Origin of the sequence: Peribacillus frigoritolerans, assembly GCF_004358755.1 — a bacterium.
Lineage (GTDB): Bacteria > Bacillota > Bacilli > Bacillales > Bacillaceae > Bacillus_P.
In genome coordinates this window covers 1,268,977-1,290,888 of record NZ_SMZY01000001.1, presented here as the reverse complement: position 1 = coordinate 1,290,888, position 21,912 = coordinate 1,268,977, and the positions used below count along the sequence as shown (strand labels likewise).

Here is a 21,912-nt window from a genome sequence, read left to right as displayed (position 1 = left end):
GTTGATTATTTAAAAGCTGAGTCTTCAAAATGTAGCATCAAAAATCAACGAATATTATTGGGTTGTAGTATACACCCCGTTCGAAAAAGTACACTTTTTCGAACGGATTTGATAGAATTAGAGAAAGAAAAGGGAAGATTAGTAAAAAAATGGATGTTAATTTGGTTACATACGAGTAAACAGCAAAGATCAATATGAAGGACAGCAGCATAAAGCCATGCTGGAAAATCTCTTAACGAACGAGATATCTTTTTGGATAAACAAAGTGGTAAAAATTTCAATCGAGAACAATATCAGCTGCTAAAATGTATGATTCGAAAAGGGGATATTCTTTACTTTCATTCGCTCGATCGTTTTGGGAGGAACAAAGAAGAGATTCTTAAGGAATGGAATGATATCACAAAAAATATTCAAGCAGATATCGTTGTGATGGACATGTCTCTATTGGATACCACTCAATATAAAGATAGTCTTGGTACATTCATTGCAGATTTGGTTTTACTGATTCTATCTTGGATGGCACAAGAAGAACGAGATCGGATTAGAAAACGGCGTGTAGGTATAGATGTTGCTTTAAAGAACGGAGTAGCTTTTGGTCGACCAAAAGTAAAAACTACAGAGGAGTTCAAAGAAGTCTATAATCATTGGAAATCAGGAGAGATGACAGCTATTAATGCAATGGAGTTATTGGGCATAAAAAAACTACTTTTTATAAGCTGGTTCATGAATATAATAAGATTTTATAAATTACTATATAATAGTAGAAATTCGGAATAGGTTACATGCATTATCAGTGTTGGAGAAAAATTAAATAATCTAATTATTATTATATTACAAGAAAAGGTGAAATCCATTTTGGAATATTAAAACAATCGCAAAAGATATATAATATATCTTTTGCGATTGTTAATTAATATTTAGTTTATTTTGCTTCAACTATTTCTTTCGATATTGTTTGGTTAACCCATTTATACCATCTTAATAATGCATTCCCATCGCCTTTTTGACTCTATACCCCAATCCCTTCCTAGACTATCACTGACTAGTTTACCAATATCTATTGAAGATAAATCATCTTGGTCTGCCATTGAAGAAATAATTTGAATTGTTTCAGTAGAAAGAACTTTTTTTGCAAGCAAAGACTCATAATCATCCGAAATAGTGTATATTTTTAAAATATCTTTTTGTTTTACAATCATTCCCAGTGAGGATAACACTGTTGTAGCATTCCGATACTCCTTTTTTTGTAATTCACTATAGATGTTGTTTCCGGAATTAATTAAATTTATTAATTCTATTACTCTCTCTGGAGGAGCTGATCCCAAAAAAGGACTTACTCTTCCATTAAAGTATATCTTATCTTTGGCTATTGATAAATCAGTGAGCTTAAAATTATTATTATGGTGTAACATTTGGAATTCAGGTTTAAACATATTAATCCCAATAAACCAACCTAAAATCTTCTTGATATATATTTCATTTGTCTTTATAGAAAACTTGGATTTTTCATATAAACTATTAAATAAATCTGTGAAATCTTCTCCACTTATAACGAAATCTTCTCCGAAAGAATTTATTAATGTTGAATAGAGAACATGGTGGGATAGGAAACTATAAATCTTTTGGAGTGCTTCGAATTAAGAATCTTGAAGAAAGAAAAGCATATCATCCTTTCGTTCAATATTTCCTATCATAACCATATCTCTAATTACATTTTCAGCTGCTTTGACTGTAACTGATAAACTGCTAGCATTTACAGATATTTCTCTTCGATTCACTAATAGTTGAAGTAGTTCATAATATTTCCTTAAATTCCTCTGTGGAATATAAGTAATTGCAATATTAGGTACTGCCCCTTTTAGTACATAATCTCTAAAAATATCCCAATATAATATTAGATTATGACCTTTTCGAATAACAAGCCTACTTCTGATAAGTGAATTAACAATTGAATCACCAAGTGTTGATCTATTTTATGAAAATCAGCTGGCGATTCTCTAGCGATTTTTCTAAAACAATCTATTTCAGAACTATTTAGTTGATTTAAATCTTTTTCAAATAAACTTTTTGTATCTACCTAATACGTTAACTTGACTAATACCACTTTTAATCATTGTATGTACATGAATACTTAGTTTTTTTAGTAACCAAGGATATCCTTGGCAATGATCAATGAGATATCTTTTAAGTGTATTATTTAAGGGCATTCCTAGTTCCTTTGAGAATAGGGTCAGTGCTTTAGTAATCTCATTAGGTGAAAATACCGATAACTCAAACTCTTTTCTCCGGTCAGATAAACTTTGCCACATATGGTATGCAGAATGTTCTGTTGGAGTTGTACCATCTGTTTTCCATGCAAATCCTAGTACTATGTTTTCTTGCTCAGAGTCAATTGCCATTGATAAATTTCTAATATTATCAAAAAGCTTTTCTAAATCGGTTTTAGATAATATATCTTCAAATTGATCAAAGAAAAGAACTAAAACTTTATTTTCTATTTTTAGAAATTCAGCAATTTCCTTAATTCCTAAATCATTAAAAGGACTATTAATACTAGATAATGTAATATCATTTACCGGTTTTTTTATGAATCCAGATTTAATAGCTTTTTTAATGCAATCCAAAAAAGCGAATTCTCCATATCTAGGTGAATTTGCAGCTCTAACATCGACAGCGTGAATGTGAAATTTATTTTTATATTTACTTCGAGCTTTTGCACTTAATTTTATAAGCATTGAGCTTTTACCCCATCCAGAAGGGGTTTTAATAGCTACTAATCTAGTAGTAGTTTGAATATGCAGAATATTATTTAGGAAACCAAATACATCCTTTTGTAATTCTTCCCTTCCTACAAAATCTTGAGGGCGCGAGGGTTTATAATCTGACCATTGATCTCCGCTAGAAACTACTACCACACTCTGTGATTCCTCTACAATTTCTTCATTTTGCATCCCTTTTTTTTCATGTTTATATGTTACAAATTCCAAATCAGATAATGAAGTATTCAATTTAGATACTTTATCAATAACATCTTTATCTTCAATTTGATTTCCTGTTTCTGCATCAAATAAAACTACTTGTTGAGGAACACCCGCACTCACATTTAGCAATTGTAAAGCCCAAAATCTACCGTACTCAGTAATTAATAGAGATTTGAAAGTATTTTATAGTTTTAAAAAAGGGAATATAAAATTTTAAGGAATAAGGAAGTAGAGAAGAGCTCATATGTCAAATAGTTTTGGAGTAGAAATACCTAGAATTGTTAATGAAGAAGTTTTCGAGAATCTATGTTTAGACTTAGTGTGGAAAAATAGTAAGTATGAAAATTCAAACAGAAATGGTCGAAGAGGTCAAAGACAGAATGGCGTTGATATTTTTGCAAGGGAACGAGAAAGTTTAAATTGGATTGGCGTACAATGTAAAGTTAAGGCAAATGGTGCAATCACTAACAATGAAATTAAACATGAAATAAAAATAGCTCTTGGATTTAACCCACAGCTATCTAAATTATTTTTTTACACAACAGCAAAAAGAGATGAAAGTATACAATCATTCATTCGATCAGAGGCAGATCATCATTTAGCAAATAGGTTGTTTGACATTGACATCCTTTTCTGGAATGACATTGAAGATATGCTTAAGGACGAGGAATACACTCTTGTCCATTATAAATATTATCGAGATCTTTACACCCATATAGAAGACGATGGATTTTATTTTGGGAAATTAATTAGGTTGACCGTGGGGTATCGTATTGAAGACACAGATTATGAACTATTAATAGGAAAAACTTTCCAGAAGGGGAGTGACAGTTATATGAATATAAATTACTGGAAGAATGTTTATTATATAATGAATTTTCATGAACGTACTTTTGAAACCTTCCCTCTCCCGTGTCATGAAAGTGATTTAGAGGCTGCTTTTAAATATAGAAGAGATAGGTATATAATTACAAAATTCATTAATTCCATTCCTAATATGGATAAATTCATAAAGTCGACGGAGTCGGAATTTAAATTTATTCTTACTGATCAAGAATTTCAAGATTTCCTGTCTGCCTATAAAGAAGAGTAATAAGATATGCAAATACTAGTGCAAGATATAGAGTTTAGATCATAAGATACATTTCAATATATGTGTGAAGATATTTCTTTTTAATATTTCAATTGGGGAGTTTGAAAATGAAGGAAATGATAGCTGGAACATATGAAATTCACGCTTTAGAACAAAGATATTAATGAGGAACAAAGCTATTAGAATAAAAGATTAAAGACGTCTTTTCTTAATTAACTCGATCTTTCCTTCAATAGCAATCTTTAGCAATTGGGCGCGTTTATGGAGTAACGAAAAGCACAATTTTTCTATTAGAGAAAATGTGCTTTTTATTAATGGAAATCCGGATTTTTCAAAGGTACCCTTTCTTTGCTTTAATTATCAAAAACGGTCATTTTTGCGACAAAGGTTTCCATTCGTCCTATTAAATCCTAATTTTAAGAAAAGAGTGCAACAAAAATATGTAAAAATTTATAATGTAACTTTATGATATTTACGGGAATTTTGATGCAATCACTTTTTTATTTAATTACAATCAATAATTTATTGACCACCAAAGTATCAACTTTAATATATTTGTAAATCACTATTTTTTCAAAAAGTGTTGATTTAATAAGGTTTTATCACGTAATTATACTTGAAAAAACACAAAGTATATGTTCAGAACTCAAGTTCACCCTTGAGAAAGAGAACAGTATATGTCTCAATATTAATACCGCTAAAACCCCTCAGCATCAGCTGAGGGGTTTTTATTCTTTCAGTCAAAAATTCGGAATCATTCAGTCGAGGTTTTCCGACTTTCGCTTATCAAAATAGTCTTTAAGCAGCCTCATGATTGCAAGCCCCGCAAGCACACTTCCTACAGCAATACCAGATAAAGCTACAACGAGGGAAATATATTCAAAGATGGAATATCCAGCAAGCTTGCTCCACTCAATTTTCCCCCGCCAGTCCTCTATCACGAGATTCATTCCGTAAATACCAGAAATAACGGTATAGGTCGTTAAGATCAGCAATAAAGAATTATGACGTTTGCTTGCAAGCTTTTCCTGATTTTGATAAAGGCTGTCCATTGTATTTTTTACCTCTTTGTAAAGGGTTTCAATTTTGAAGCGATCTTTCATCATGACAGAAAGCTCCTGACCTTCAGAACGGCTGCTGATTTCAGAAAAAATATATTTTGCGGTGAAATTCGTGATCGATCTGATCAATTTGTCCATTTTGTCTTGTTTTTGGTCAATATATAGCTGTGAATAGCTGTAAGAAAGCTTTAAAAGAACAATTTTATAAAATAAATGCAGGATCATATTGTAATAAAGCTGGCCGTACATCTCTTCAGCTATCAGCTTTTCATTTTCTCTGTCTCTGCTAATGCACGTAAATGTATGGTCGCTGATGATATGAAAACTGTCAGGGGACCATCTGTCATAAACATGGTCACTTACGTATTTATCAATATACTTTTGATTACTTGCAGAAATATATGGTTGTTTATTGTGATTATATCCATTCATATGGCCGATTCGAAATAAATCGTTGTTTGTTATTTTTACATCGGGAGCAGTCATTAAAAAACTGGATACAAACATTCTTTCATCAATAAAATATGGAAGACTGCCCAAATAGGCCGATTGATTATTTTCGTTTTTTTCAATGAAGGGAACAATATAAGGGCACAGTTCCTGGAAAATAAAATCCTGAATTCTATCAAACCGCTTTTCACCTGAATAAAGAACAGTCCCTTTTTCCTCCGTTATTGCTGGTTCGAGAACTCTGAAATGATCCATAAAATCAAGGGCATCGCTTAAAGTGAAGTCTGTACCGCTGCTGTATGGTTCTGTTCGAATCGTAACCATGCCGATGGAGAATGGACAAAGATAAATATCGATCGAAAGAACCTTCATTGAAATTAGATTTCGGGCAGTCTCAAGTCTGCAATCCAAATTTAACTGTTTGGAATAGCGGTTTATGGCTTTCTCTTTATATTTATCCGGAAATAGTATTTGTTCTATGTAGGGCATGAAATAATGATTTAAGCGTTTATGCGGGATCTCCATACTTCCGCCGTAATATTTAGTCTGCTGGCTGCTATTATCAATTGTAAAAAATTCAAATCCGTTTGTTTCAAGCTCCTTAGTCAAAGGCTTAATGGAGTCCTTAGCCCACGAAAAAGGAAAAACAAATTGGGAATTCGTTCGCTGTACGATCAATTCATTATGTTTAAGTTCGGATATCATAGGCTACCTCTTCTAAATTTTTATCAACTATTATCTTCCCCTTGCAGAACCGCATAAAACCCAAAATAAAAAATCTTTGCTTAGCAGCAAAGATTTTTAATGGATATTACGGTATACCCCGATGACTTTTCCGAGAATCGTTACATTTCGCAGAATAATCGGTTCCATTGTTGAATTTTCAGGCTGAAGGCGAATGAAGTCTTTTTCTTTAAAGAACCGTTTAACAGTTGCTTCATCATCTTCTGTCATGGCAACTACAATATCCCCGTTATTTGCCGTCTTCTGCTGCTTCACAATAACCATATCCCCGTCCAGAATTCCTGCTTCTATCATACTGTCTCCCATAATTTCGAGCATGAATACTTGATCATCTGATGCTGCAAATGTATCAGGAAGCGGAAAATATTCCTCGACGTTTTCGATGGCTGTGATAGGAGAACCTGCTGTAACTTTACCGATAATCGGAACATTAATGACGCTTGCTCTCGGAATATGTGAAGTCTCTTCTTCAAGGATTTCAATAGCTCTCGGCTTTGTTGGATCGCGTCTGATCAAGCCCTTGCTCTCAAGCCTTGCCAAGTGACCGTGTACAGTTGAACTAGAAGCAAGGCCGACAGCTTCGCCAATTTCACGTACAGAAGGCGGATAACCTTTTTTTTGAACTTCTAATTTGATGAAGTTTAAGATATCCTGCTGTCTTTTTGATAATTTTGTCATCTTTTGCACCTCGCGTCCTGTAATTTATGTTGATTATAGCATGTTTTTCCTGCGCATACAAACATAAGTTCGAAAAAATCCGTTGACAGAAACGTTTGTTCGCATTATACTGAAAATATCAAAAGTACGAACAAACATTCTATTTCAAGGTGGGGATTATGTTGAAAGAATCATTTTCTTATTTACTCTCATTTTTTATCGTCGTTATTGTCGCTGTCTTTGCTTTATCTTATACTGGTGAAAAAGACAGCATGGATCACTACGTAAATATAGAAGTTACTGAAGGGGACAGCATCTGGAGCATTGCAGACAAATTTAACGAACATCATAATCTGTCTAAGACAGATTTCGTCGAGTGGGTTCAGGAAAAAAACGGCATGGAAACAGCTGTCATTAAACCTGGAGAACAAGTCTTTATACCAATTGAAAAAACAGCTTATTATGAGGTAAATCAAATAGCAAGCAAGAAATAGGGAAGTGAGAACACTGAACGCCATCATCTATTGCAGAGTCAGCACAGTGAAAGAAGAACAGGAAACATCTCTTTTAAGGCAGAAGGAAGAACTAATCAAGCTTTCTGAGCAGAACAGCATGAATATTGTAAAAATTATTGAAGAGCAGGCCAGCGGCTATGATATAGAAAGAGACGGGATATTTGAACTGTTCGACTGCATCAAAAGTCAGCAGGTGGATGCAGTCCTCATCCAGGATGAAACAAGGCTTGGAAGAGGGAATGCCAGAATTGCACTCATTCATTTTCTGCTTAAAGAGGGAATAACTCTTTATTCAGTTACTCATAACGGGAGACTTCTGCTATCAGAGGCTGATTCTATGGTGCTTGAAATTGTGAGCATTGTAGAAGAATATCAAAGGAAGATTCACAACCTGAAAATCAAAAGAGGCATGCAGCGGGCAGTCAAAAATGGATTTAAGCCTCAAAACAACCTTTCTAATATCCATGAAAGCCCCGGCAAGGACAAAAAAGAGCTTCCTGTTTCAGAAATTGTCCGATTAAAGCAAAACAAACTGACCTTTGCCGAAATCGCCGCAACGTTAAGAGGCTTCGGACACGATGTTTCAAAGGCAACGGTACATAGAAGATATCAGGAATATATGAAACAGTCAGGAGACCAATAAGTTGTCTTTTTAGGTCATTTTTAGTACGATAGCATAGTGAATCTACAAAAAGGAGTTACCAACATGCTTTCAAAAGAAAAAATGGCCAGAATTAATGAACTTTCCAAAAAGGCTAAGTCAGCCGCATTATCAGCTGAAGAACTATATGAACAGCAAAGCCTTAGACAGGAATATCTGCAGGTGTTTCGCGGCTCTATGAAAAATACATTAAAAGGCGTTACAATTCTCGATCCAAACGGAACGGATGTCACACCTCAAAAATTAAAAGATGAGAAGAAGCGAAACCTTCATTAATAAAAGGAATGCGTCAATTTATGATGTATTCCTTTTCAATTTGCACATAATACATTAGAATAGTTTCTTACACATCTTAATGCACTATTACATTTCATGCATAATGGTTGTATGATAAAGAGTGTACAGCTATGATAAGAAAGTAGAATGTTATTTCTGAAAGGATGATCAAATCATGTCACATTCAATTCAAGACTTATCTATTGCTACGATCCGAACATTATCGATCGATGCAATCGAGAAAGCAAATTCAGGACATCCTGGAATGCCTATGGGGGCAGCTCCAATGGCTTATGCACTTTGGACACAATATATGAATCATAATCCTAAAAACCCGGAATGGTTTAACCGTGACCGTTTTGTCTTATCGGCAGGTCATGGCTCAATGCTTTTATATAGTCTGCTTCATTTATCAGGCTATGATCTTTCAATGGAAGATATTAAATCTTTCAGACAATGGGGAAGTAAAACTCCAGGCCACCCTGAATTCCATCACACTGCAGGTGTAGATGCAACTACGGGTCCATTGGGACAGGGTATCGGCATGGCTGTAGGAATGGCCATGGCAGAACGTCATCTGGCACATACATACAATAAAGAATCTTATCCTGTAGTAGATCACTACACATACGCTATTTGCGGAGATGGAGACTTAATGGAGGGTATTTCTTCTGAAGCAGCATCTCTTGCAGGTCACCTGAAGCTTGGCAAATTAGTTGTTTTATACGATTCAAATGATATTTCACTTGATGGCGACTTAGATCGCTCATTCTCTGAAAATGTTGAAGATCGCTTTAAGTCAATTGGATGGCAGGTTATCCGTGTTGAGGACGGCAATAATTTAGAAGAGGTTTCTAAAGCTATTGAAGCCGCTAAACAAGATGAAACCCGTCCAACATTAATTGAAGTGAAAACAACAATCGGGTACGGATCTCCAAATATGTCAGGTAAATCTGACGTACACGGCAAGCCGCTTGGAATTGACGAAATTAAATTGACAAAAGAAGCTTACGCTTGGACATTTGAAGAAGACTTCTACGTTCCAGATGAAGTTTATGCCCATTTCAAGGAATCAGCTGAACAGTTCGGATCTAAAAAAGAGCAGGAATGGAATTCTCTATTCGATAGCTACCAAAAAGAATATCCAGAGCTTGCTAAACAGCTGAACGCCGGCATTAAAGGCGAATTGCTTGAAAACTGGGATGCAGCGGTGCCTGTATATGAAGAAGGAAAAGCACTTGCATCACGTGCATCTTCTGGTGAGGTATTAAATGGTCTTGCTAAAAACATTCCTTACATCTTTGGAGGATCAGCTGATTTAGCGGGTTCCAACAACACCTCGATAAAAGGTGCGGCAGATTTCACAGCTGAAGATTACAGCGGACGAAATATCTGGTTTGGTGTACGTGAATTTGCAATGGGTGCGGCATTAAATGGAATGGCCCTGCATGGCGGCCTGCGAGTATATGGAGGTACATTCTTCGTATTCTCTGATTACCTTCGTCCGGCTATCAGATTAGCAGCTCTTATGGGACTTCCTGTTACGTATGTATTCACACATGACAGTATTGCTGTTGGGGAAGACGGACCGACTCATGAGCCGATTGAACAGCTTCCTTCTCTGCGTGCAATGCCTAACTTATCCGTTATTCGCCCTGCAGATGGTAATGAAACTGCTGCAGCATGGCGTATTGCAATGGAGTCAGAAATGTCTCCAACTGCACTTGTTCTTACTAGACAAAACTTAAAAACAATCAAAGGCACCTCTGAAACTGCCTATGATGGTGTTTCTAAAGGAGCATATACAATCTCACCAAGCAAAAAGGAAACAGCGGATGCCCTGTTATTAGCTACAGGATCTGAAGTAGGCCTTGCGGTTGAAGCACAGGATGCGCTTCTTAAAGAAGGAATTGATGTTGCTGTTGTCAGCATGCCATCATGGAACCGATTTGAGAGTCAATCAAAAGAATACCGTGATTCCGTTCTTCCTAAGACAGTTAAAAAACGTCTTGCGATTGAAATGGCAGCTCCGCTTGGCTGGGAACGCTATACAGGCGATGAAGGCGATGTTCTTGCCATCAACCAGTTTGGCGCATCTGCACCTGGAGATAAAATTATGAAAGAATATGGCTTTACTGTTGAAAACGTAATGGCAAGAGTAAAAGCACTGCTTGAACAATAATCACCTCTGAGAGAGAACGATTTTGATCGTTCTCTCTTTTTCGACAAAAAAAGTGATGCATCCCTCTGCTATTTAGACAAATTTCTAATACTTCGTTCCCTTATAATTGACGATAATAGTCATTTCGGAGGGGTGGAAGAATGAGGCACTATTACGTCTATTTAATAGAAGAGGAATTTGCGAACCACTTTTTTGGCCGAGAAGCGAAACTGTTCCATCTTTTTCAGGAATATCTCCGGACAAGCCCTGAGCAGCTGGAATTTAATCACCTATATAAACAAATCAGATACGTAACGAAGTCTATTTCGGCTGAATCTATAGATCACATGATTGAATCAAGTTTAACGAACAGATACAATTATGCTCATATTGAAGGACATCACCGCATCGACAGTGAATCCAAGCGGGGGAATGCCTTGCTTCAAGTAAGGGATCAATATATAGAAGTCACTTCAATTGGAAGCTTTGATATGGAAGCGATCTTTTTTGAAATACTCAGGAAAATTGACTCCTGTTTTTTAGCTATGGATTTCGAAGCAAAACGATACGGCTGGCTAAAACCGATAAAAGAAAGAAAATTTGTCTAAAAAGGCAGAAATTATGGAGTATTTGTTGTATAATATCCTATGGTTTAGTACACTGTAAAATAGACAACATGAAGGAGGAAATACGATGGATCTGTGGGTAGTCATTCTAGTAGGCGTTCTGGCATTAATTGCTGGAGTAGCACTAGGATTTTTCATTGCTCGCCAGTATATGATGAGTTACTTGAAGAAAAATCCGCCAATTAACGAGCAAATGTTAAAAATGATGATGATGCAAATGGGTATGAAACCATCCCAAAAGAAAATCAATCAAATGATGAAAATGATGAACAATCAAGCAAAATAAAAATTCCGATTGATGCGGGGTTTTTATATGATAAAAAGCACGCTCTGAGCGTGCTTTTTTGTATGGTTTTTAAGAATAAGTCATTCGTTTCATTGAACTGTAGCTATAGCGATTGTATTCATTCAGCAAGTGATCTAGTTCCTGACTGTATTGAATGGAAACGTTTGAGTTAATTCCATTTTTCGTTGCGATATCGATCATTTCCGCCCGTTTTTTTTCAATAAGTTTCAATAATTCTTGTTTAGACACGAAAACTTGTCCTTTCTGTATGTAAGTTCTATCCGATCCTCTTGCTAATAATTTCTATTATATCCTAATTTGGAAAATAATTCGAAGGAAAAATAAGGATTTGCCAATTAATATATGACTATTATAAAGGTATCAGCTCGATGAAGAAATCCTTTTGCATAGATGTTAAGGAATTGACATAAAAATGTCACATAGTGAAACATATAATTCTTTGGATGTATTTGCTAGAATGAAATGTGACTCAACTAAGAGAGGAGGATCACAAAAATGACAGATTTGAACTTGTTTTTAGCGTTTGGAGCAGGTTTTCTATCTTTTATTTCACCTTGCTGCCTGCCTTTATATCCTGCCTTTTTATCATACATAACTGGAGTATCGGTCGGTGAGATTAAAACAGAAAATGCTATGCTGCAAAAAAGGAGTTTTCTCCACACGCTTTCCTTTTTGCTTGGCTTCTCAATTATTTTTATTGCCCTCGGTTTTGGGAGCTCTTTTATCGGGGAATTCTTTTTTGATTATAAGGATTTAATCAGACAAATTGGCGCGATTCTCATTATTTTCTTTGGATTAGTGATAGTTGGTGTTTTCCAGCCAAAGTTTTTAATGAAAGAACACCGGTTTGAATTGAAAAACAGACCATCCGGTTATTTTGGTTCTGTTCTTATAGGACTTGCTTTTGCTGCTGGATGGACTCCTTGCACAGGACCGATCTTAACAGCCGTATTCGCTCTTACATTAAGCAATCCAGGGTCTGCTATGCTCTACATGCTTGCTTATGTGCTTGGTTTTGCCATCCCTTTTCTAATTTTGGCGTTTTTTATTGGCAGACTTGGATGGATACGTAAACACAATTTGAAAATCATGAAGTTCGGCGGCTGGCTGATGATTGTAATCGGTATCATGCTCTTTTTTAACTGGATGACACAGATTATTATCGTCTTCAGCAGAATGTTTGGAGGGTTTACAGGATTTTAGACCTAATTTTTTTCTTTTTTTAGGTCGTTTTTACTACCTTCTGCTCCTTTTTTTGATATAATAACTCATAGAATAGTAGTATTTCTTTCGGTAACACTGTGAGGAGGAGCTTGCATGGCTAAAGTGCTGATAGTAGATGATGCCAAGTTTATGAGAGTGACATTATCTAATATACTGACAAGCAATGGACATGAAATTGCTGGAGAAGCTGAAAATGGAGCAGAAGCCGTACGTCTTTATCAAATATTGCAGCCGGATCTGGTTACGATGGATATCACAATGCCGGAAATGAACGGGATTGAAGCATTAAAAAAAATTAAAAAAGAATTTCCTGAATCGAAGATTATCATGTGTTCAGCGATGGGGCAGCAGAAAATGGTCGTTGAAGCAATTGAAGCTGGAGCGAAGGACTTCATCATTAAGCCATTTGATGAAACGAGAGTGTACGACGCCATTAATCGTGTTCTGGGTTGAATTCAAACTCTATTTATACCGAAGAACCATCGGAAATTTGACGAGATGGTTTTTTATTTTTGACTAATGTATATTATAATATAAGGAACTCCGTGAAAAGGATTGATCATGTTGGTCATTTACTCAACAATTATTGCAGTAGTTATGGCATTAGGTGTCATGATGATACGCATGAGAGCTTCTAAAAAGCCTGCAAGTGCCAGAAAGATTATCTTGCCGCCTATCTTTATGAGCACTGGTGCATTGATGTTTTTGCATCCTATGTTCCGTGTGACTCCGCTAGAATTTTTGGAAGCGATCACGCTTGGATGTATTTTCTCTATTTTCTTAATTAAAACATCAACATTTGAAGTGAAAGAAGACAAAATTTATTTAAAAAGATCTAAAGCTTTTGCGTTTATATTAATCGGGCTGCTGATCATTAGAATCGCATTGAAATTTTACTTGAGCAATACGATTGACGTTGGTGAACTGAGCGGCATGTTCTGGATTTTGGCGTTTGGAATGATTGTGCCCTGGCGAATTGCCATGTATCTTTCTTACCGGAAACTCGAAAGTCAGCTCAACCCGCCAAATATCCAGGCTACATGAAAAACCCGCCAGTGGATTCCGGCGGGTTTTTTCAATGATTAGAAAGGATATTGTGTTTTTCTTAAAATAAAGCTCTGTAAGGTGTATGATCGATTTCTTTTTCTTTAAGCCTTTTTAACAGAAATTTATGATCTCGTTTAGGAGTAGCTGTAATGTAACCGCGAATGACCAAATCCTGAGTGATTTGATCTGCATTTTCCTTTAATGCTATTTCCCCTATTTTTCCAGCGATTTTAGCTCTTGCGACATCTCTGAATAATTCAGGCACTGGTTCAACAAGGTCTTCTAAAAGTTCTTTTTGCCTTGCATCCCAGAGGTGCCTTGTTTGCTGTATGTAGTAATCTTCCCAATCAAGGTCTGATTTGCCATCCTCTTTAGGTAAACGCTTTAAAAATTTGCGGAACATAAAAAACCCGCCTATTCCAAGCATCCCTGCAAGGAAAACGACCCAAAAAAGGATAAACCATAGAAACCAGCCGTCTAACATCTTTCAAACCTCCGATCCAGCCTGCAATCTGCCTTTATTATACACCACGAAAAAGGGGTTGAAAAGTTGTCTTAACCGGACTGAACCTGTTTTGAGAGCGCAAGCAGGGATTTTTTTATTGCATTGCGTTTATTTCGGTCTTTGCCTGAAGAGGTATGTCCGAGCAGCTCAGCATGTGCAAAATAAAATGAGCGCTTGTAAGACAGGTCAATACGAATTGTGCCGGAATTCGTGGGAAGATACAGAATTTCATACAGTAACGACATAAACGCTCCTCCTAATCAGCAGTTTCTTATTCATTATATGATTAAAAACGACTAGGAAAAAGAATTATTTTCCTTATTATTGTAAAAATTTGATGAATAAGCTTGTTTTTTGGTTCTATTTACTCATAAAAAGAAACCTCCTGAAATCAGGAAGTTTCATCCGTTTCATGAGTGAACCGGAAATAGAGATTGCGGAGAACAAAGGTTTTGTATAACTTCAATTTCCGTCTTTCAATGGGGTGTTTGGTGATCCCCATTTCTCTCAGTTTTTTAACATACCATCCTTTAGATCCGTAGTAAGCCATAAGAAAACCCCTTTTTGTATAGTTAGAAGAAAATATGATAAAAAGGAGTTTTTCAGAACAAGGACAGTCCATTATAAAGAAACTTTCAAGCCTCCCCAACATATATTGCTCTATAGGAGGCTCAGACATGGAGAAGTATTATTGTACAAATTGCATGCTGCTTTTAAACGATAACCAACGATGCACTCGCTGCGGGCACAATGAGATCAAAAAAATTGAAATAAATGTTCAAACCCAAATACCGAAAAATTCTGGATTAAAAAAGGAATCGGACTCTTAACGGCGGCATCTTTTCAGGTGCCGTTTCGCTCGTTTCCTGCTCTGATTCCTGAATGGTCTTGCTTGTTTCATTAGATCCTGTATGAATGGAATTTCCGAAATTCACTACTCCGCCTGTAATTTGATGAATGACGAGACTTTTAATATATACACCCAAACCTTTCACGCTCCTTTTCAATACTAATATGCGAATTGAAAAGGACTTGTCTAAACCATCACCTAAAAGAGACGGAAAAATGGTCTTTATTAAAAGGCTCTTTTCGTAAATATTTTGCTTTTAAACTAGAAGTTCAAAACCATTAGTGGATTGCAGCGGAAAGGAACGGACAACATTTATATTCAAAAACAACAATCTATTCGAAAACAGCCTTCTTAAAATATGATTTACTCAAAACAAAAAGCAAGACAATATCTTGCTTTAATTTGTAAATTGGACAGGTATGTGGCACCCGGAACGGGCACAGCTGCCTTCTTTACATATTTTCACTTCCAGAATGTCATTTGAAAAAAAAGCTTCTATCATTTTTTTCTCAAGTGAAAAAGGAAGAAGAATGGATCTTTCCAGCTGATCTTTGTCTTCATCTGCAGATAGAGAGGGATGGGCAGAGATGATTAGCGTTTCTTGATTGGTTACTATTTTTATATCTTCTGGATTAACATTTGTGAATTCTGCTTCTACGATATATTCATCACTTGTTTCAAATAAATCCACACGGAAAGAATGGTAATCAAGCAGAGCTGAGAATGGATCTGTGAAAAATTGATTCATCCAGTCTTCAATACAGCTTAGATCAGATGGTTTAGAACGCTTTTTTTTATCCATCTCATATTGACCTCCAAAAACCATACTACTTAAATCTTATTCAGTTCATAGACATTGCGTGAATGGAAGTAAAACAAATATAGAAGAGTAAAAGCAGTGAAAGGGTTTACAGCAATCAGAAGAAGAGTTCTCATAATTAATCTAATATTTGAGGGGAGCTATATAAAATATTTTATTATTAGTGAGGAGCGTTCATGCTTGGCCATAAAAATAAAAATAGATGAACGGATGCCTTTTGCAGAGCCGTTCATTTTGCTGTATTTACATATCGTGATGAGAATTATGTTTTTGGCGGGTATGGTTGCGGTTTTTCACTTTTTTAGATCCGCTTAAAGGTTCAGGCTGACCCGGATTATCGCCTTTAGGTGCATTTTTGTGCATATCTTTGCTGTCATTTTTATTGGCCATGTTTTTTCACCATCCTTTCTAAATAGGATGAAACTTTTACGGTGCAAACATACAAGTTAAAGGCTGTATAATATGACCATTTATGTCCAACAATAAGCTACATATCAGCATTACTACAGGAGGGAATTATATGCCTTATCATAAGAATAAACAGCAGGCTTTTCAGGCTGCTCAGCAAGGAACCGCCCAAGCTGAAAATATGTATCAGCAGCTTTCAGAAAACAGTTCAGATTACGGCATTCAGCTCAGCCACTTAAGAGAAGAAGTGAATGAAGCATATGAACAAATTAACAATGCTCTTGAAGTGGCTTCAGAAACACAGCGTGCAACTTTAGAGCAATACAGGAAAGATCTCTCAAGAATTGTTGCAGAAGTGAATATTGAGGAACAATAAGTTAAAAAACGACGGGAAATCCGTCGTTTTTTGATTACTGATTTTTTTTGCGTTTTTTATTATTCTGCTTCTGGGCGGCAGATAGAGGCTCATTTGCAAATTCCTCATTATATCCTGTCCCTTTTCCTTGTGCAGATGCAGCATTCATGCCTTCTATGACATGGTTTGCTTTGCGTTTTGCCATTGTCTTTCACCCCCATGGATATAGTCTTTGTTTCTTAGAAGAAATGATGTGCGCGTTTACAATTCTTTATATTAAAAAAGTACTGAAGTTTACAACTATAAGAACTACTTATGTAGTTTGATAACAGCATTGTTATTTACTTATGTTAAAACATGTATTAAGATGAAATTGTGCGAATAATTTGGTGGGAGAGACCGAGGTTTCGACACACGTCGATTTTGATTTAAAAGGGGAGAAAACATATGACGAAACAACAGCAATTATCACATCACGATGTTTTCCAAGCGCGTAAAAGTTTTACAGTAGGCGGAAAAACATACAACTATTACTCATTAAAAGCATTAGAAGATGCAGGAGTCGGCAATATTTCGAAATTGCCATACTCAATTAAGGTTCTGCTTGAGTCTGTATTAAGACAAGTAGACGGAAGAGTCATTACAAAAGAGCATGTTGAAAATTTAGCAAAATGGGGAACTGCAGAGCAAAAGGAGCTGGATGTGCCATTTAAGCCATCACGTGTTATTTTGCAGGATTTCACAGGCGTACCTGCTGTAGTAGACCTTGCTTCACTTCGTAAGGCAATGGCAGATATCGGGGGCAATCCTGACGTTATTAACCCTGAAATTACAGTGGACTTGGTCATCGACCACTCTGTACAGGTTGATAAAGCGGGAACAATGGACTCCCTGCAATTCAATATGGAACTTGAATTCGAACGCAACGCTGAGCGCTATAAATTTTTGAGCTGGGCAAAGAAAGCGTTTAATAATTACCGGGCTGTACCTCCTGCAACTGGAATCGTTCACCAGGTAAACCTTGAGTACCTGGCAAACGTTGTTCATGCAGTTGAAGGCGAAGACGGTACATTTGAAACATATCCAGATTCATTAGTGGGAACGGATTCACATACTACAATGATCAACGGCATCGGCGTATTAGGATGGGGTGTCGGCGGCATTGAGGCTGAAGCTGGAATGCTTGGACAGCCATCATATTTCCCTGTTCCTGAAGTAATCGGAGTAAAATTGACTGGCCAAATGCCAAATGGCACTACGGCTACTGACCTGGCGCTTAAAGTAACACAAGTCCTTCGTCAAAAAGGCGTTGTAGGCAAGTTTGTTGAATTCTTCGGACCTGGTGTACCTCAGCTTCCGCTTGCAGACCGTGCAACAATTGCCAACATGGCACCTGAATACGGCGCAACTTGCGGTTTCTTCCCAGTAGATGATGAATCACTTGAATACATGAAGTTAACTGGCCGTGACAAGGAGCTTGTAGATGTTGTTGAAGCATACTGCAAAGAAAACGAATTGTTCTTCTCACCAGATGTAGAGCCAGTTTACACATCTGTGGTTGAAATTGATCTTTCTAAAATTGAAGCAAATCTTTCAGGTCCTAAGCGTCCTCAAGATTTAATTCCTCTATCAGCTATGCAGAAATCGTTCCAGACAGCTCTTGCTGCTCCAGCAGGCAACCAGGGCTTCGGTTTAGAAGCAGCTGAAGCGAATAAAGAAATCAGCGTAACGCTTGCAAACGGAGAAAAAACAAAAATGAAAACTGGAGCAATTGCTATTGCTGCGATTACAAGCTGCACAAACACATCTAACCCGTATGTACTGGTTGGAGCTGGTTTAGTAGCTAAAAAAGCAATCGAAAAAGGCATGAAGGTTCCTGCTTATGTGAAAACTTCTTTAGCTCCAGGCTCAAAAGTTGTAACAGGCTACCTTGAGAACTCAGGATTGCTTCCATATATGAACCAATTGGGCTTCAATGTTGTCGGTTATGGATGTACAACTTGCATCGGGAACTCTGGTCCGCTTGCAGAAGAGATTGAAAAAGCTGTTGCTGAAAATGACTTGCTTGTGACTTCCGTTCTTTCAGGAAACCGTAACTTTGAAGGAAGAATTCACCCGCTTGTAAAAGGAAACTATTTGGCTTCACCTCCGTTAGTTGTGGCATATGCTCTAGCTGGAACAGTGAATATTGATCTTAAAAATGATTCATTGGGTAAAGACAAGGATGGCAATGATGTTTTCTTTAACGATATCTGGCCTGCAATGGACGAAATCAATGAGATTGTAAAACAAACGGTAACACCGGAGCTCTTCCGTCAGGAATATGGCAGAGTTTTTGATGATAACGAGCGCTGGAATGCGATTCAAACGACAGATGAGGCATTGTATCAGTGGGATCAGGATTCCACTTACATTCAAAATCCTCCTTTCTTTGAAAACTTAAATCCAGAGCCGGGTCTAGTTGAGCCGCTTACGAACTTGCGCGTAGTTGCAAAATTCGGAGACTCTGTTACAACTGATCATATCTCGCCAGCCGGTTCAATCGGGAAAGATACTCCTGCAGGCCGTTACCTTCAGGAAAAAGGCGTCAGTCCGAGAGAATTTAACTCATATGGTTCTCGCCGCGGAAATCATGAAGTGATGATGCGCGGAACATTTGCAAATATCCGCATCAAAAACCAAGTAGCACCTGGAACAGAGGGCGGCTACACAACTTACTGGCCAACAGGCGAAGTAACTTCTATCTATGACGCTTGCATGAAGTACAAACAAGACGGAACAGGTCTTGTCGTTCTTGCCGGCAAAGATTATGGCATGGGAAGTTCACGTGACTGGGCAGCAAAAGGGACAAACCTTCTTGGCATTAAAACAGTCATTGCTGAAAGCTTTGAGCGTATTCACAGAAGCAACCTTGTTTTCATGGGTGTTCTGCCGCTTCAGTTCAAGCAGGGAGAAAGTGCTGAAGTACTTGGCTTAACTGGTAAAGAAACAATCGAAGTTCTGATTGATGAAACAGTTAAACCTCGCGACCATGTTCAAGTAAGAGCAACTGATGAAGAAGGCAACGTAAAAGAATTTGAAGTGCTTGTCCGTTTCGACAGTGATGTTGAAGTTGACTACTACCGTCACGGCGGCATCCTTCAAATGGTATTGCGCGAAAAAATTAAAGGGTAAATGATGAAAAGGACGGAGTTTCCGTCCTTTTTTTTTCGTGGTTTTATTGTCCTTTTTAAAAAGAGATGATTTAATAAAATAGAACGTATACAGGTGGTTGTCCTACTGCCATCATACTTACATATAATTGAGTTACATGGGATATACAGCAAGGGGGAAATGAAATTGAAACGAATACTCGCCATTGGTCTGCTGGTATTTTTAGCGGGCTATGCAATCTGGTTTGCCATCTTGCCTAAAGAACCTAAAGAAGGGCTTGAGGTTGGAAATAAGCCGCCCCAATTCGAACTTGAAATGTTAAATGGAGAAAACGTTCAGTTAGATGACGTAAAAGGCAAAAAAGTGATGGTGAATTTCTGGGCTACTTGGTGTCCGCCGTGCGAAGCGGAGATGCCTGAAATGCAAAAGCTGCAGAATGAGCATCAGGATAATCTGGTTGTTCTCGCTGTAAATATGACGAATGCTGAAAAAAGCAGAGAAGATGTTGAGTCATTTATCTCCAAACGAAAACTTACCTTTCCTGTGGCCTTGGATAAGGATGGAAGAGTAAGTGTTCAATATGAAGTTTATTCGTATCCTACAACTTATTTTCTTGATGAAGAAGGAAAAATTATGAATATTTCCCGCGGTGCGATGACAAAGGAAACAATGGAAAAGCTGCTGGAAATGTAACTGTAAGCGACTGTTCATATAATTTGAACAGTCTTTTTTTGTTTTTTCTAAAAACTTGTACTATTTTTCTTGATTATGGCAAAACTGAATATATTACGTATGGAGGTGTCCTGCTTGAGAAAAATCAAAAAAATGACATTTGAGGAATTAGTTCTTGAAAATAAGAAGGAACTGCTGAAAGATCAGGAAGCTTTAAACCGGCTCGAGGAGAGAGTAGAGCAGAGGCTGCTGGATAAGCTCAGCTAAATCCCCAACACTTGGCTGACATGTTTGCCGCTCAACTGGTGAAGATAATAGTGAGGAGGCGAAAGATCATGACAAACTCAAATGATAAACAAAGCCATTTCACTCCAAACCACATTGGAACAAAATCAAGAGGTTTTGGCGGGAATAAAGGGAAAAAAATGCAAAATAAATCGCATGAACATGCACAGGTAATGCAAACAAAAGGTGAGTAAGCAAAAAAATGTTTCCATAAAATTATTATGTAAACTTACCGGCTGTTTGCATTTCGTCTTATTTTAATCAAATTAAAAAAAGGATGTGTTTACATGGGTTATAAAGCAAATCCAGACGATCGTTCAGATAATGTTGAAAAGCTGCAGGATATGGTCGAAAACACAATCGAAAATATTGAAAAGGCACAAGAGACGGCAGAGTTTTCAAGCGGAGAAGAAAGAGCACGCATTGAAGCTAAAAACCACCGCCGTGAAGAAAGTCTTGAAGGCTTCCGTTCTGAAATCAGGGATGAAGCATCTGCACGCGAGAATGGCTATAAGTAACTCAAAACAAGGGATGTCCATAACAGGGACATCCTTTATTTTTTGTATGAAAAAGAGAGCGTATGGTATGATAATATTTATTCATTGACCTAAATTTTGGTGCTTCATAAGGAGAGGGAACACATATGCATGTTTCAAAAAAAGAGATAGAAGTAAGGTATGCAGAAACCGATCAGATGGGTGTCGTTTATCATGCGAATTATTTAGTATGGATGGAAGTGGGCAGAACGCAGCTGATTTCTGATCTCGGCTTTTCATATGCAGACATGGAGAAAGAAGGAATTATTTCACCAGTTATTGATCTGCAGGTTCAGTATAAAAAACCGATGAAATACGGCGAGACAGTTAAAGTACATACTTGGATAGAAGAATATAACGGCTTTAAAGTGGCATACGGCTACGAAATGTACACACCTGAGGGAGAACTGGCTCTTCAGGCCGTTTCAAACCATGTGTGTGTCAAAAAAGAAAATTTCAAACCGATTCAAATCCGCAAAAAATATCCGGAATGGCACGCGGCATATGAAAAAGCGAAAAAGTAGG

At 37.0% G+C, this 21,912-nt stretch carries 29 protein-coding genes and 1 pseudogene; 18 read left to right on the top strand and 12 right to left on the bottom strand.

Annotation, left to right across the window (positions count from 1 at the left end; translation table 11 throughout):
* Positions 1–169: 169 nt before the first annotated feature.
* Positions 170–746 (top strand): annotated as a pseudogene (locus E2R53_RS06725) (recombinase family protein).
* A 222-nt stretch (positions 747–968) separates the two neighbouring features.
* Here the strand turns inward: E2R53_RS06725 and E2R53_RS06720 are convergent.
* Both E2R53_RS06720 and E2R53_RS06715 read right to left on the bottom strand, forming a co-directional pair.
* Positions 969–1,433, bottom strand: coding sequence for a hypothetical protein (locus E2R53_RS06720; protein WP_133310960.1), 465 nt, complete (start codon positions 1,431–1,433; stop codon positions 969–971).
* 621 nt (positions 1,434–2,054) lie between these two features.
* Entirely contained in the window at positions 2,055–3,101 is a 1,047-nt protein-coding gene (locus E2R53_RS06715) for an nSTAND1 domain-containing NTPase (RefSeq protein ID WP_353653477.1), read from the bottom strand.
* A 124-nt stretch (positions 3,102–3,225) separates the two neighbouring features.
* Between E2R53_RS06715 and E2R53_RS06710 the strand changes: the two genes are divergently transcribed.
* Positions 3,226–4,074 carry a hypothetical protein gene (locus tag E2R53_RS06710; protein ID WP_133310958.1) on the top strand — a complete coding sequence of 283 codons (849 nt, stop codon included), beginning with the start codon at positions 3,226–3,228 and terminating at the stop codon, positions 4,072–4,074.
* A gap of 758 nt (positions 4,075–4,832) precedes the next feature.
* Here E2R53_RS06710 and E2R53_RS06705 read toward each other — a convergent pair.
* Together E2R53_RS06705 and lexA are read right to left on the bottom strand one after the other, a co-directional pair.
* Complete coding sequence (locus E2R53_RS06705) at positions 4,833–6,290, bottom strand: hypothetical protein (protein WP_133310957.1); 1,458 nt, start codon at positions 6,288–6,290, stop codon at positions 4,833–4,835.
* Between the two features lie 96 nt (positions 6,291–6,386).
* Complete coding sequence (lexA, locus tag E2R53_RS06700; protein WP_070877342.1) at positions 6,387–7,007, bottom strand: transcriptional repressor LexA; 621 nt, start codon at positions 7,005–7,007, stop codon at positions 6,387–6,389.
* A 158-nt stretch (positions 7,008–7,165) separates the two neighbouring features.
* Between lexA and yneA the strand changes: the two genes are divergently transcribed.
* The 6 genes from yneA (at position 7,166) to E2R53_RS06670 (ending at position 11,511) form a co-directional block, all read left to right on the top strand.
* Complete coding sequence (yneA, locus tag E2R53_RS06695) at positions 7,166–7,480, top strand: cell division suppressor protein YneA (RefSeq protein ID WP_133310956.1); 315 nt, start codon at positions 7,166–7,168, stop codon at positions 7,478–7,480.
* Between the two features lie 13 nt (positions 7,481–7,493).
* Positions 7,494–8,144 carry a YneB family resolvase-like protein gene (locus E2R53_RS06690; RefSeq protein WP_133311189.1) on the top strand — a complete coding sequence of 217 codons (651 nt, stop codon included), beginning with the start codon at positions 7,494–7,496 and terminating at the stop codon, positions 8,142–8,144.
* Positions 8,145–8,207: 63 nt separating this feature from the next.
* Positions 8,208–8,438 (top strand): DUF896 domain-containing protein, encoded by a 231-nt coding sequence (locus E2R53_RS06685; RefSeq protein WP_133310955.1) that lies wholly within the window; start codon positions 8,208–8,210, stop codon positions 8,436–8,438.
* 175 nt (positions 8,439–8,613) lie between these two features.
* Positions 8,614–10,620 (top strand): transketolase, encoded by a 2,007-nt coding sequence (gene tkt / locus E2R53_RS06680; RefSeq protein WP_133310954.1) that lies wholly within the window; start codon positions 8,614–8,616, stop codon positions 10,618–10,620.
* A gap of 140 nt (positions 10,621–10,760) precedes the next feature.
* The gene (gene sirA, locus E2R53_RS06675) at positions 10,761–11,207 is read left to right on the top strand and encodes a sporulation inhibitor of replication protein SirA (RefSeq protein WP_133310953.1); all 447 of its coding nucleotides are present in this window, start codon (positions 10,761–10,763) and stop codon (positions 11,205–11,207) included.
* Between the two features lie 85 nt (positions 11,208–11,292).
* A complete protein-coding gene (locus E2R53_RS06670) occupies positions 11,293–11,511 on the top strand; it encodes a YneF family protein (protein WP_070877347.1) in 219 nt (72 codons plus the stop codon).
* Positions 11,512–11,580: 69 nt separating this feature from the next.
* On the opposite strand, the gene E2R53_RS06665 is transcribed toward E2R53_RS06670, so the two are convergent.
* Positions 11,581–11,760: an aspartyl-phosphate phosphatase Spo0E family protein gene (locus tag E2R53_RS06665; protein ID WP_133310952.1), complete on the bottom strand. Its 180-nt coding sequence runs from the start codon at positions 11,758–11,760 to the stop codon at positions 11,581–11,583.
* A gap of 267 nt (positions 11,761–12,027) precedes the next feature.
* Between E2R53_RS06665 and E2R53_RS06660 the strand changes: the two genes are divergently transcribed.
* From E2R53_RS06660 to E2R53_RS06650, 3 genes are all read left to right on the top strand, one after another.
* The gene (locus tag E2R53_RS06660) at positions 12,028–12,735 is read left to right on the top strand and encodes a cytochrome c biogenesis CcdA family protein (protein ID WP_133310951.1); all 708 of its coding nucleotides are present in this window, start codon (positions 12,028–12,030) and stop codon (positions 12,733–12,735) included.
* A 114-nt stretch (positions 12,736–12,849) separates the two neighbouring features.
* Entirely contained in the window at positions 12,850–13,209 is a 360-nt protein-coding gene (locus E2R53_RS06655; RefSeq protein WP_133310950.1) for a response regulator, read from the top strand.
* 108 nt (positions 13,210–13,317) lie between these two features.
* A complete protein-coding gene (locus E2R53_RS06650; RefSeq protein WP_133310949.1) occupies positions 13,318–13,800 on the top strand; it encodes a CcdC family protein in 483 nt (160 codons plus the stop codon).
* 61 nt (positions 13,801–13,861) lie between these two features.
* Here the strand turns inward: E2R53_RS06650 and E2R53_RS06645 are convergent, their stop codons facing one another.
* The 6 genes from E2R53_RS06645 to E2R53_RS06620 form a co-directional block, all read right to left on the bottom strand.
* Complete coding sequence (locus E2R53_RS06645; protein WP_070877351.1) at positions 13,862–14,287, bottom strand: DUF2621 domain-containing protein; 426 nt, start codon at positions 14,285–14,287, stop codon at positions 13,862–13,864.
* 71 nt (positions 14,288–14,358) lie between these two features.
* Positions 14,359–14,553: a hypothetical protein gene (locus E2R53_RS06640; RefSeq protein WP_133310948.1), complete on the bottom strand. Its 195-nt coding sequence runs from the start codon at positions 14,551–14,553 to the stop codon at positions 14,359–14,361.
* A gap of 146 nt (positions 14,554–14,699) precedes the next feature.
* Positions 14,700–14,858, bottom strand: a complete 159-nt coding sequence (locus E2R53_RS06635; protein WP_133310947.1) for a YflJ family protein — start codon at positions 14,856–14,858, stop codon at positions 14,700–14,702.
* A 256-nt stretch (positions 14,859–15,114) separates the two neighbouring features.
* A complete protein-coding gene (locus E2R53_RS06630; protein WP_133310946.1) occupies positions 15,115–15,294 on the bottom strand; it encodes a hypothetical protein in 180 nt (59 codons plus the stop codon).
* A gap of 261 nt (positions 15,295–15,555) precedes the next feature.
* Positions 15,556–15,960, bottom strand: a complete 405-nt coding sequence (locus E2R53_RS06625; RefSeq protein WP_165970912.1) for an Hsp20/alpha crystallin family protein — start codon at positions 15,958–15,960, stop codon at positions 15,556–15,558.
* Between the two features lie 261 nt (positions 15,961–16,221).
* Positions 16,222–16,368: a small acid-soluble spore protein P gene (locus tag E2R53_RS06620; RefSeq protein ID WP_070877355.1), complete on the bottom strand. Its 147-nt coding sequence runs from the start codon at positions 16,366–16,368 to the stop codon at positions 16,222–16,224.
* A 130-nt stretch (positions 16,369–16,498) separates the two neighbouring features.
* On the opposite strand from E2R53_RS06620, the gene E2R53_RS06615 reads away from it, so the two are divergent.
* Positions 16,499–16,762: a hypothetical protein gene (locus E2R53_RS06615; RefSeq protein ID WP_133310944.1), complete on the top strand. Its 264-nt coding sequence runs from the start codon at positions 16,499–16,501 to the stop codon at positions 16,760–16,762.
* A 34-nt stretch (positions 16,763–16,796) separates the two neighbouring features.
* Here the strand turns inward: E2R53_RS06615 and sspO are convergent, their stop codons facing one another.
* Positions 16,797–16,946 (bottom strand): small acid-soluble spore protein O, encoded by a 150-nt coding sequence (gene sspO / locus E2R53_RS06610; protein ID WP_133310943.1) that lies wholly within the window; start codon positions 16,944–16,946, stop codon positions 16,797–16,799.
* A 242-nt stretch (positions 16,947–17,188) separates the two neighbouring features.
* Between sspO and acnA the strand changes: the two genes are divergently transcribed.
* The 6 genes from acnA (at position 17,189) to E2R53_RS06580 (ending at position 21,911) form a co-directional block, all read left to right on the top strand.
* Positions 17,189–19,915, top strand: a complete 2,727-nt coding sequence (acnA, locus tag E2R53_RS06605) for an aconitate hydratase AcnA (protein WP_133310942.1) — start codon at positions 17,189–17,191, stop codon at positions 19,913–19,915.
* A 159-nt stretch (positions 19,916–20,074) separates the two neighbouring features.
* Positions 20,075–20,587, top strand: a complete 513-nt coding sequence (locus tag E2R53_RS06600) for a redoxin domain-containing protein (RefSeq protein WP_133310941.1) — start codon at positions 20,075–20,077, stop codon at positions 20,585–20,587.
* 105 nt (positions 20,588–20,692) lie between these two features.
* Positions 20,693–20,833, top strand: coding sequence for an FbpB family small basic protein (locus E2R53_RS06595; protein WP_435796781.1), 141 nt, complete (start codon positions 20,693–20,695; stop codon positions 20,831–20,833).
* A 68-nt stretch (positions 20,834–20,901) separates the two neighbouring features.
* Complete coding sequence (locus tag E2R53_RS06590) at positions 20,902–21,045, top strand: acid-soluble spore protein N (RefSeq protein WP_070877360.1); 144 nt, start codon at positions 20,902–20,904, stop codon at positions 21,043–21,045.
* A 93-nt stretch (positions 21,046–21,138) separates the two neighbouring features.
* A complete protein-coding gene (gene tlp, locus E2R53_RS06585; protein ID WP_133310940.1) occupies positions 21,139–21,369 on the top strand; it encodes a small acid-soluble spore protein Tlp in 231 nt (76 codons plus the stop codon).
* Between the two features lie 125 nt (positions 21,370–21,494).
* The gene (locus E2R53_RS06580; RefSeq protein ID WP_133310939.1) at positions 21,495–21,911 is read left to right on the top strand and encodes an acyl-CoA thioesterase; all 417 of its coding nucleotides are present in this window, start codon (positions 21,495–21,497) and stop codon (positions 21,909–21,911) included.
* The last annotated feature ends 1 nt before the right edge of the window (position 21,912 follow it).

Coding starts and splice junctions, on each gene's coding strand:
- sirA (WP_133310953.1), top strand. CDS start 10,761: ATGAGGCACTATTACGTCTATTTAATAGAAGAGGAATTTGCGAACCAC.
- tkt (WP_133310954.1), top strand. CDS start 8,614: ATGTCACATTCAATTCAAGACTTATCTATTGCTACGATCCGAACATTA.
- E2R53_RS06660 (WP_133310951.1), top strand. CDS start 12,028: ATGACAGATTTGAACTTGTTTTTAGCGTTTGGAGCAGGTTTTCTATCT.
- E2R53_RS06580 (WP_133310939.1), top strand. CDS start 21,495: ATGCATGTTTCAAAAAAAGAGATAGAAGTAAGGTATGCAGAAACCGAT.
- E2R53_RS06625 (WP_165970912.1), bottom strand. CDS start 15,960: ATGGATAAAAAAAAGCGTTCTAAACCATCTGATCTAAGCTGTATTGAA.
- E2R53_RS06615 (WP_133310944.1), top strand. CDS start 16,499: ATGCCTTATCATAAGAATAAACAGCAGGCTTTTCAGGCTGCTCAGCAA.
- tlp (WP_133310940.1), top strand. CDS start 21,139: ATGGGTTATAAAGCAAATCCAGACGATCGTTCAGATAATGTTGAAAAG.
- E2R53_RS06590 (WP_070877360.1), top strand. CDS start 20,902: ATGACAAACTCAAATGATAAACAAAGCCATTTCACTCCAAACCACATT.
- yneA (WP_133310956.1), top strand. CDS start 7,166: ATGTTGAAAGAATCATTTTCTTATTTACTCTCATTTTTTATCGTCGTT.
- E2R53_RS06620 (WP_070877355.1), bottom strand. CDS start 16,368: ATGGCCAATAAAAATGACAGCAAAGATATGCACAAAAATGCACCTAAA.
- E2R53_RS06685 (WP_133310955.1), top strand. CDS start 8,208: ATGCTTTCAAAAGAAAAAATGGCCAGAATTAATGAACTTTCCAAAAAG.
- E2R53_RS06645 (WP_070877351.1), bottom strand. CDS start 14,287: ATGTTAGACGGCTGGTTTCTATGGTTTATCCTTTTTTGGGTCGTTTTC.
- lexA (WP_070877342.1), bottom strand. CDS start 7,007: ATGACAAAATTATCAAAAAGACAGCAGGATATCTTAAACTTCATCAAA.
- E2R53_RS06640 (WP_133310948.1), bottom strand. CDS start 14,553: ATGTCGTTACTGTATGAAATTCTGTATCTTCCCACGAATTCCGGCACA.
- sspO (WP_133310943.1), bottom strand. CDS start 16,946: ATGGCAAAACGCAAAGCAAACCATGTCATAGAAGGCATGAATGCTGCA.
- E2R53_RS06710 (WP_133310958.1), top strand. CDS start 3,226: ATGTCAAATAGTTTTGGAGTAGAAATACCTAGAATTGTTAATGAAGAA.
- E2R53_RS06705 (WP_133310957.1), bottom strand. CDS start 6,290: ATGATATCCGAACTTAAACATAATGAATTGATCGTACAGCGAACGAAT.
- E2R53_RS06635 (WP_133310947.1), bottom strand. CDS start 14,858: ATGGCTTACTACGGATCTAAAGGATGGTATGTTAAAAAACTGAGAGAA.
- E2R53_RS06655 (WP_133310950.1), top strand. CDS start 12,850: ATGGCTAAAGTGCTGATAGTAGATGATGCCAAGTTTATGAGAGTGACA.
- E2R53_RS06670 (WP_070877347.1), top strand. CDS start 11,293: ATGGATCTGTGGGTAGTCATTCTAGTAGGCGTTCTGGCATTAATTGCT.
- E2R53_RS06650 (WP_133310949.1), top strand. CDS start 13,318: ATGTTGGTCATTTACTCAACAATTATTGCAGTAGTTATGGCATTAGGT.
- E2R53_RS06600 (WP_133310941.1), top strand. CDS start 20,075: ATGAAATTGAAACGAATACTCGCCATTGGTCTGCTGGTATTTTTAGCG.
- acnA (WP_133310942.1), top strand. CDS start 17,189: ATGACGAAACAACAGCAATTATCACATCACGATGTTTTCCAAGCGCGT.
- E2R53_RS06720 (WP_133310960.1), bottom strand. CDS start 1,433: ATGTTTAAACCTGAATTCCAAATGTTACACCATAATAATAATTTTAAG.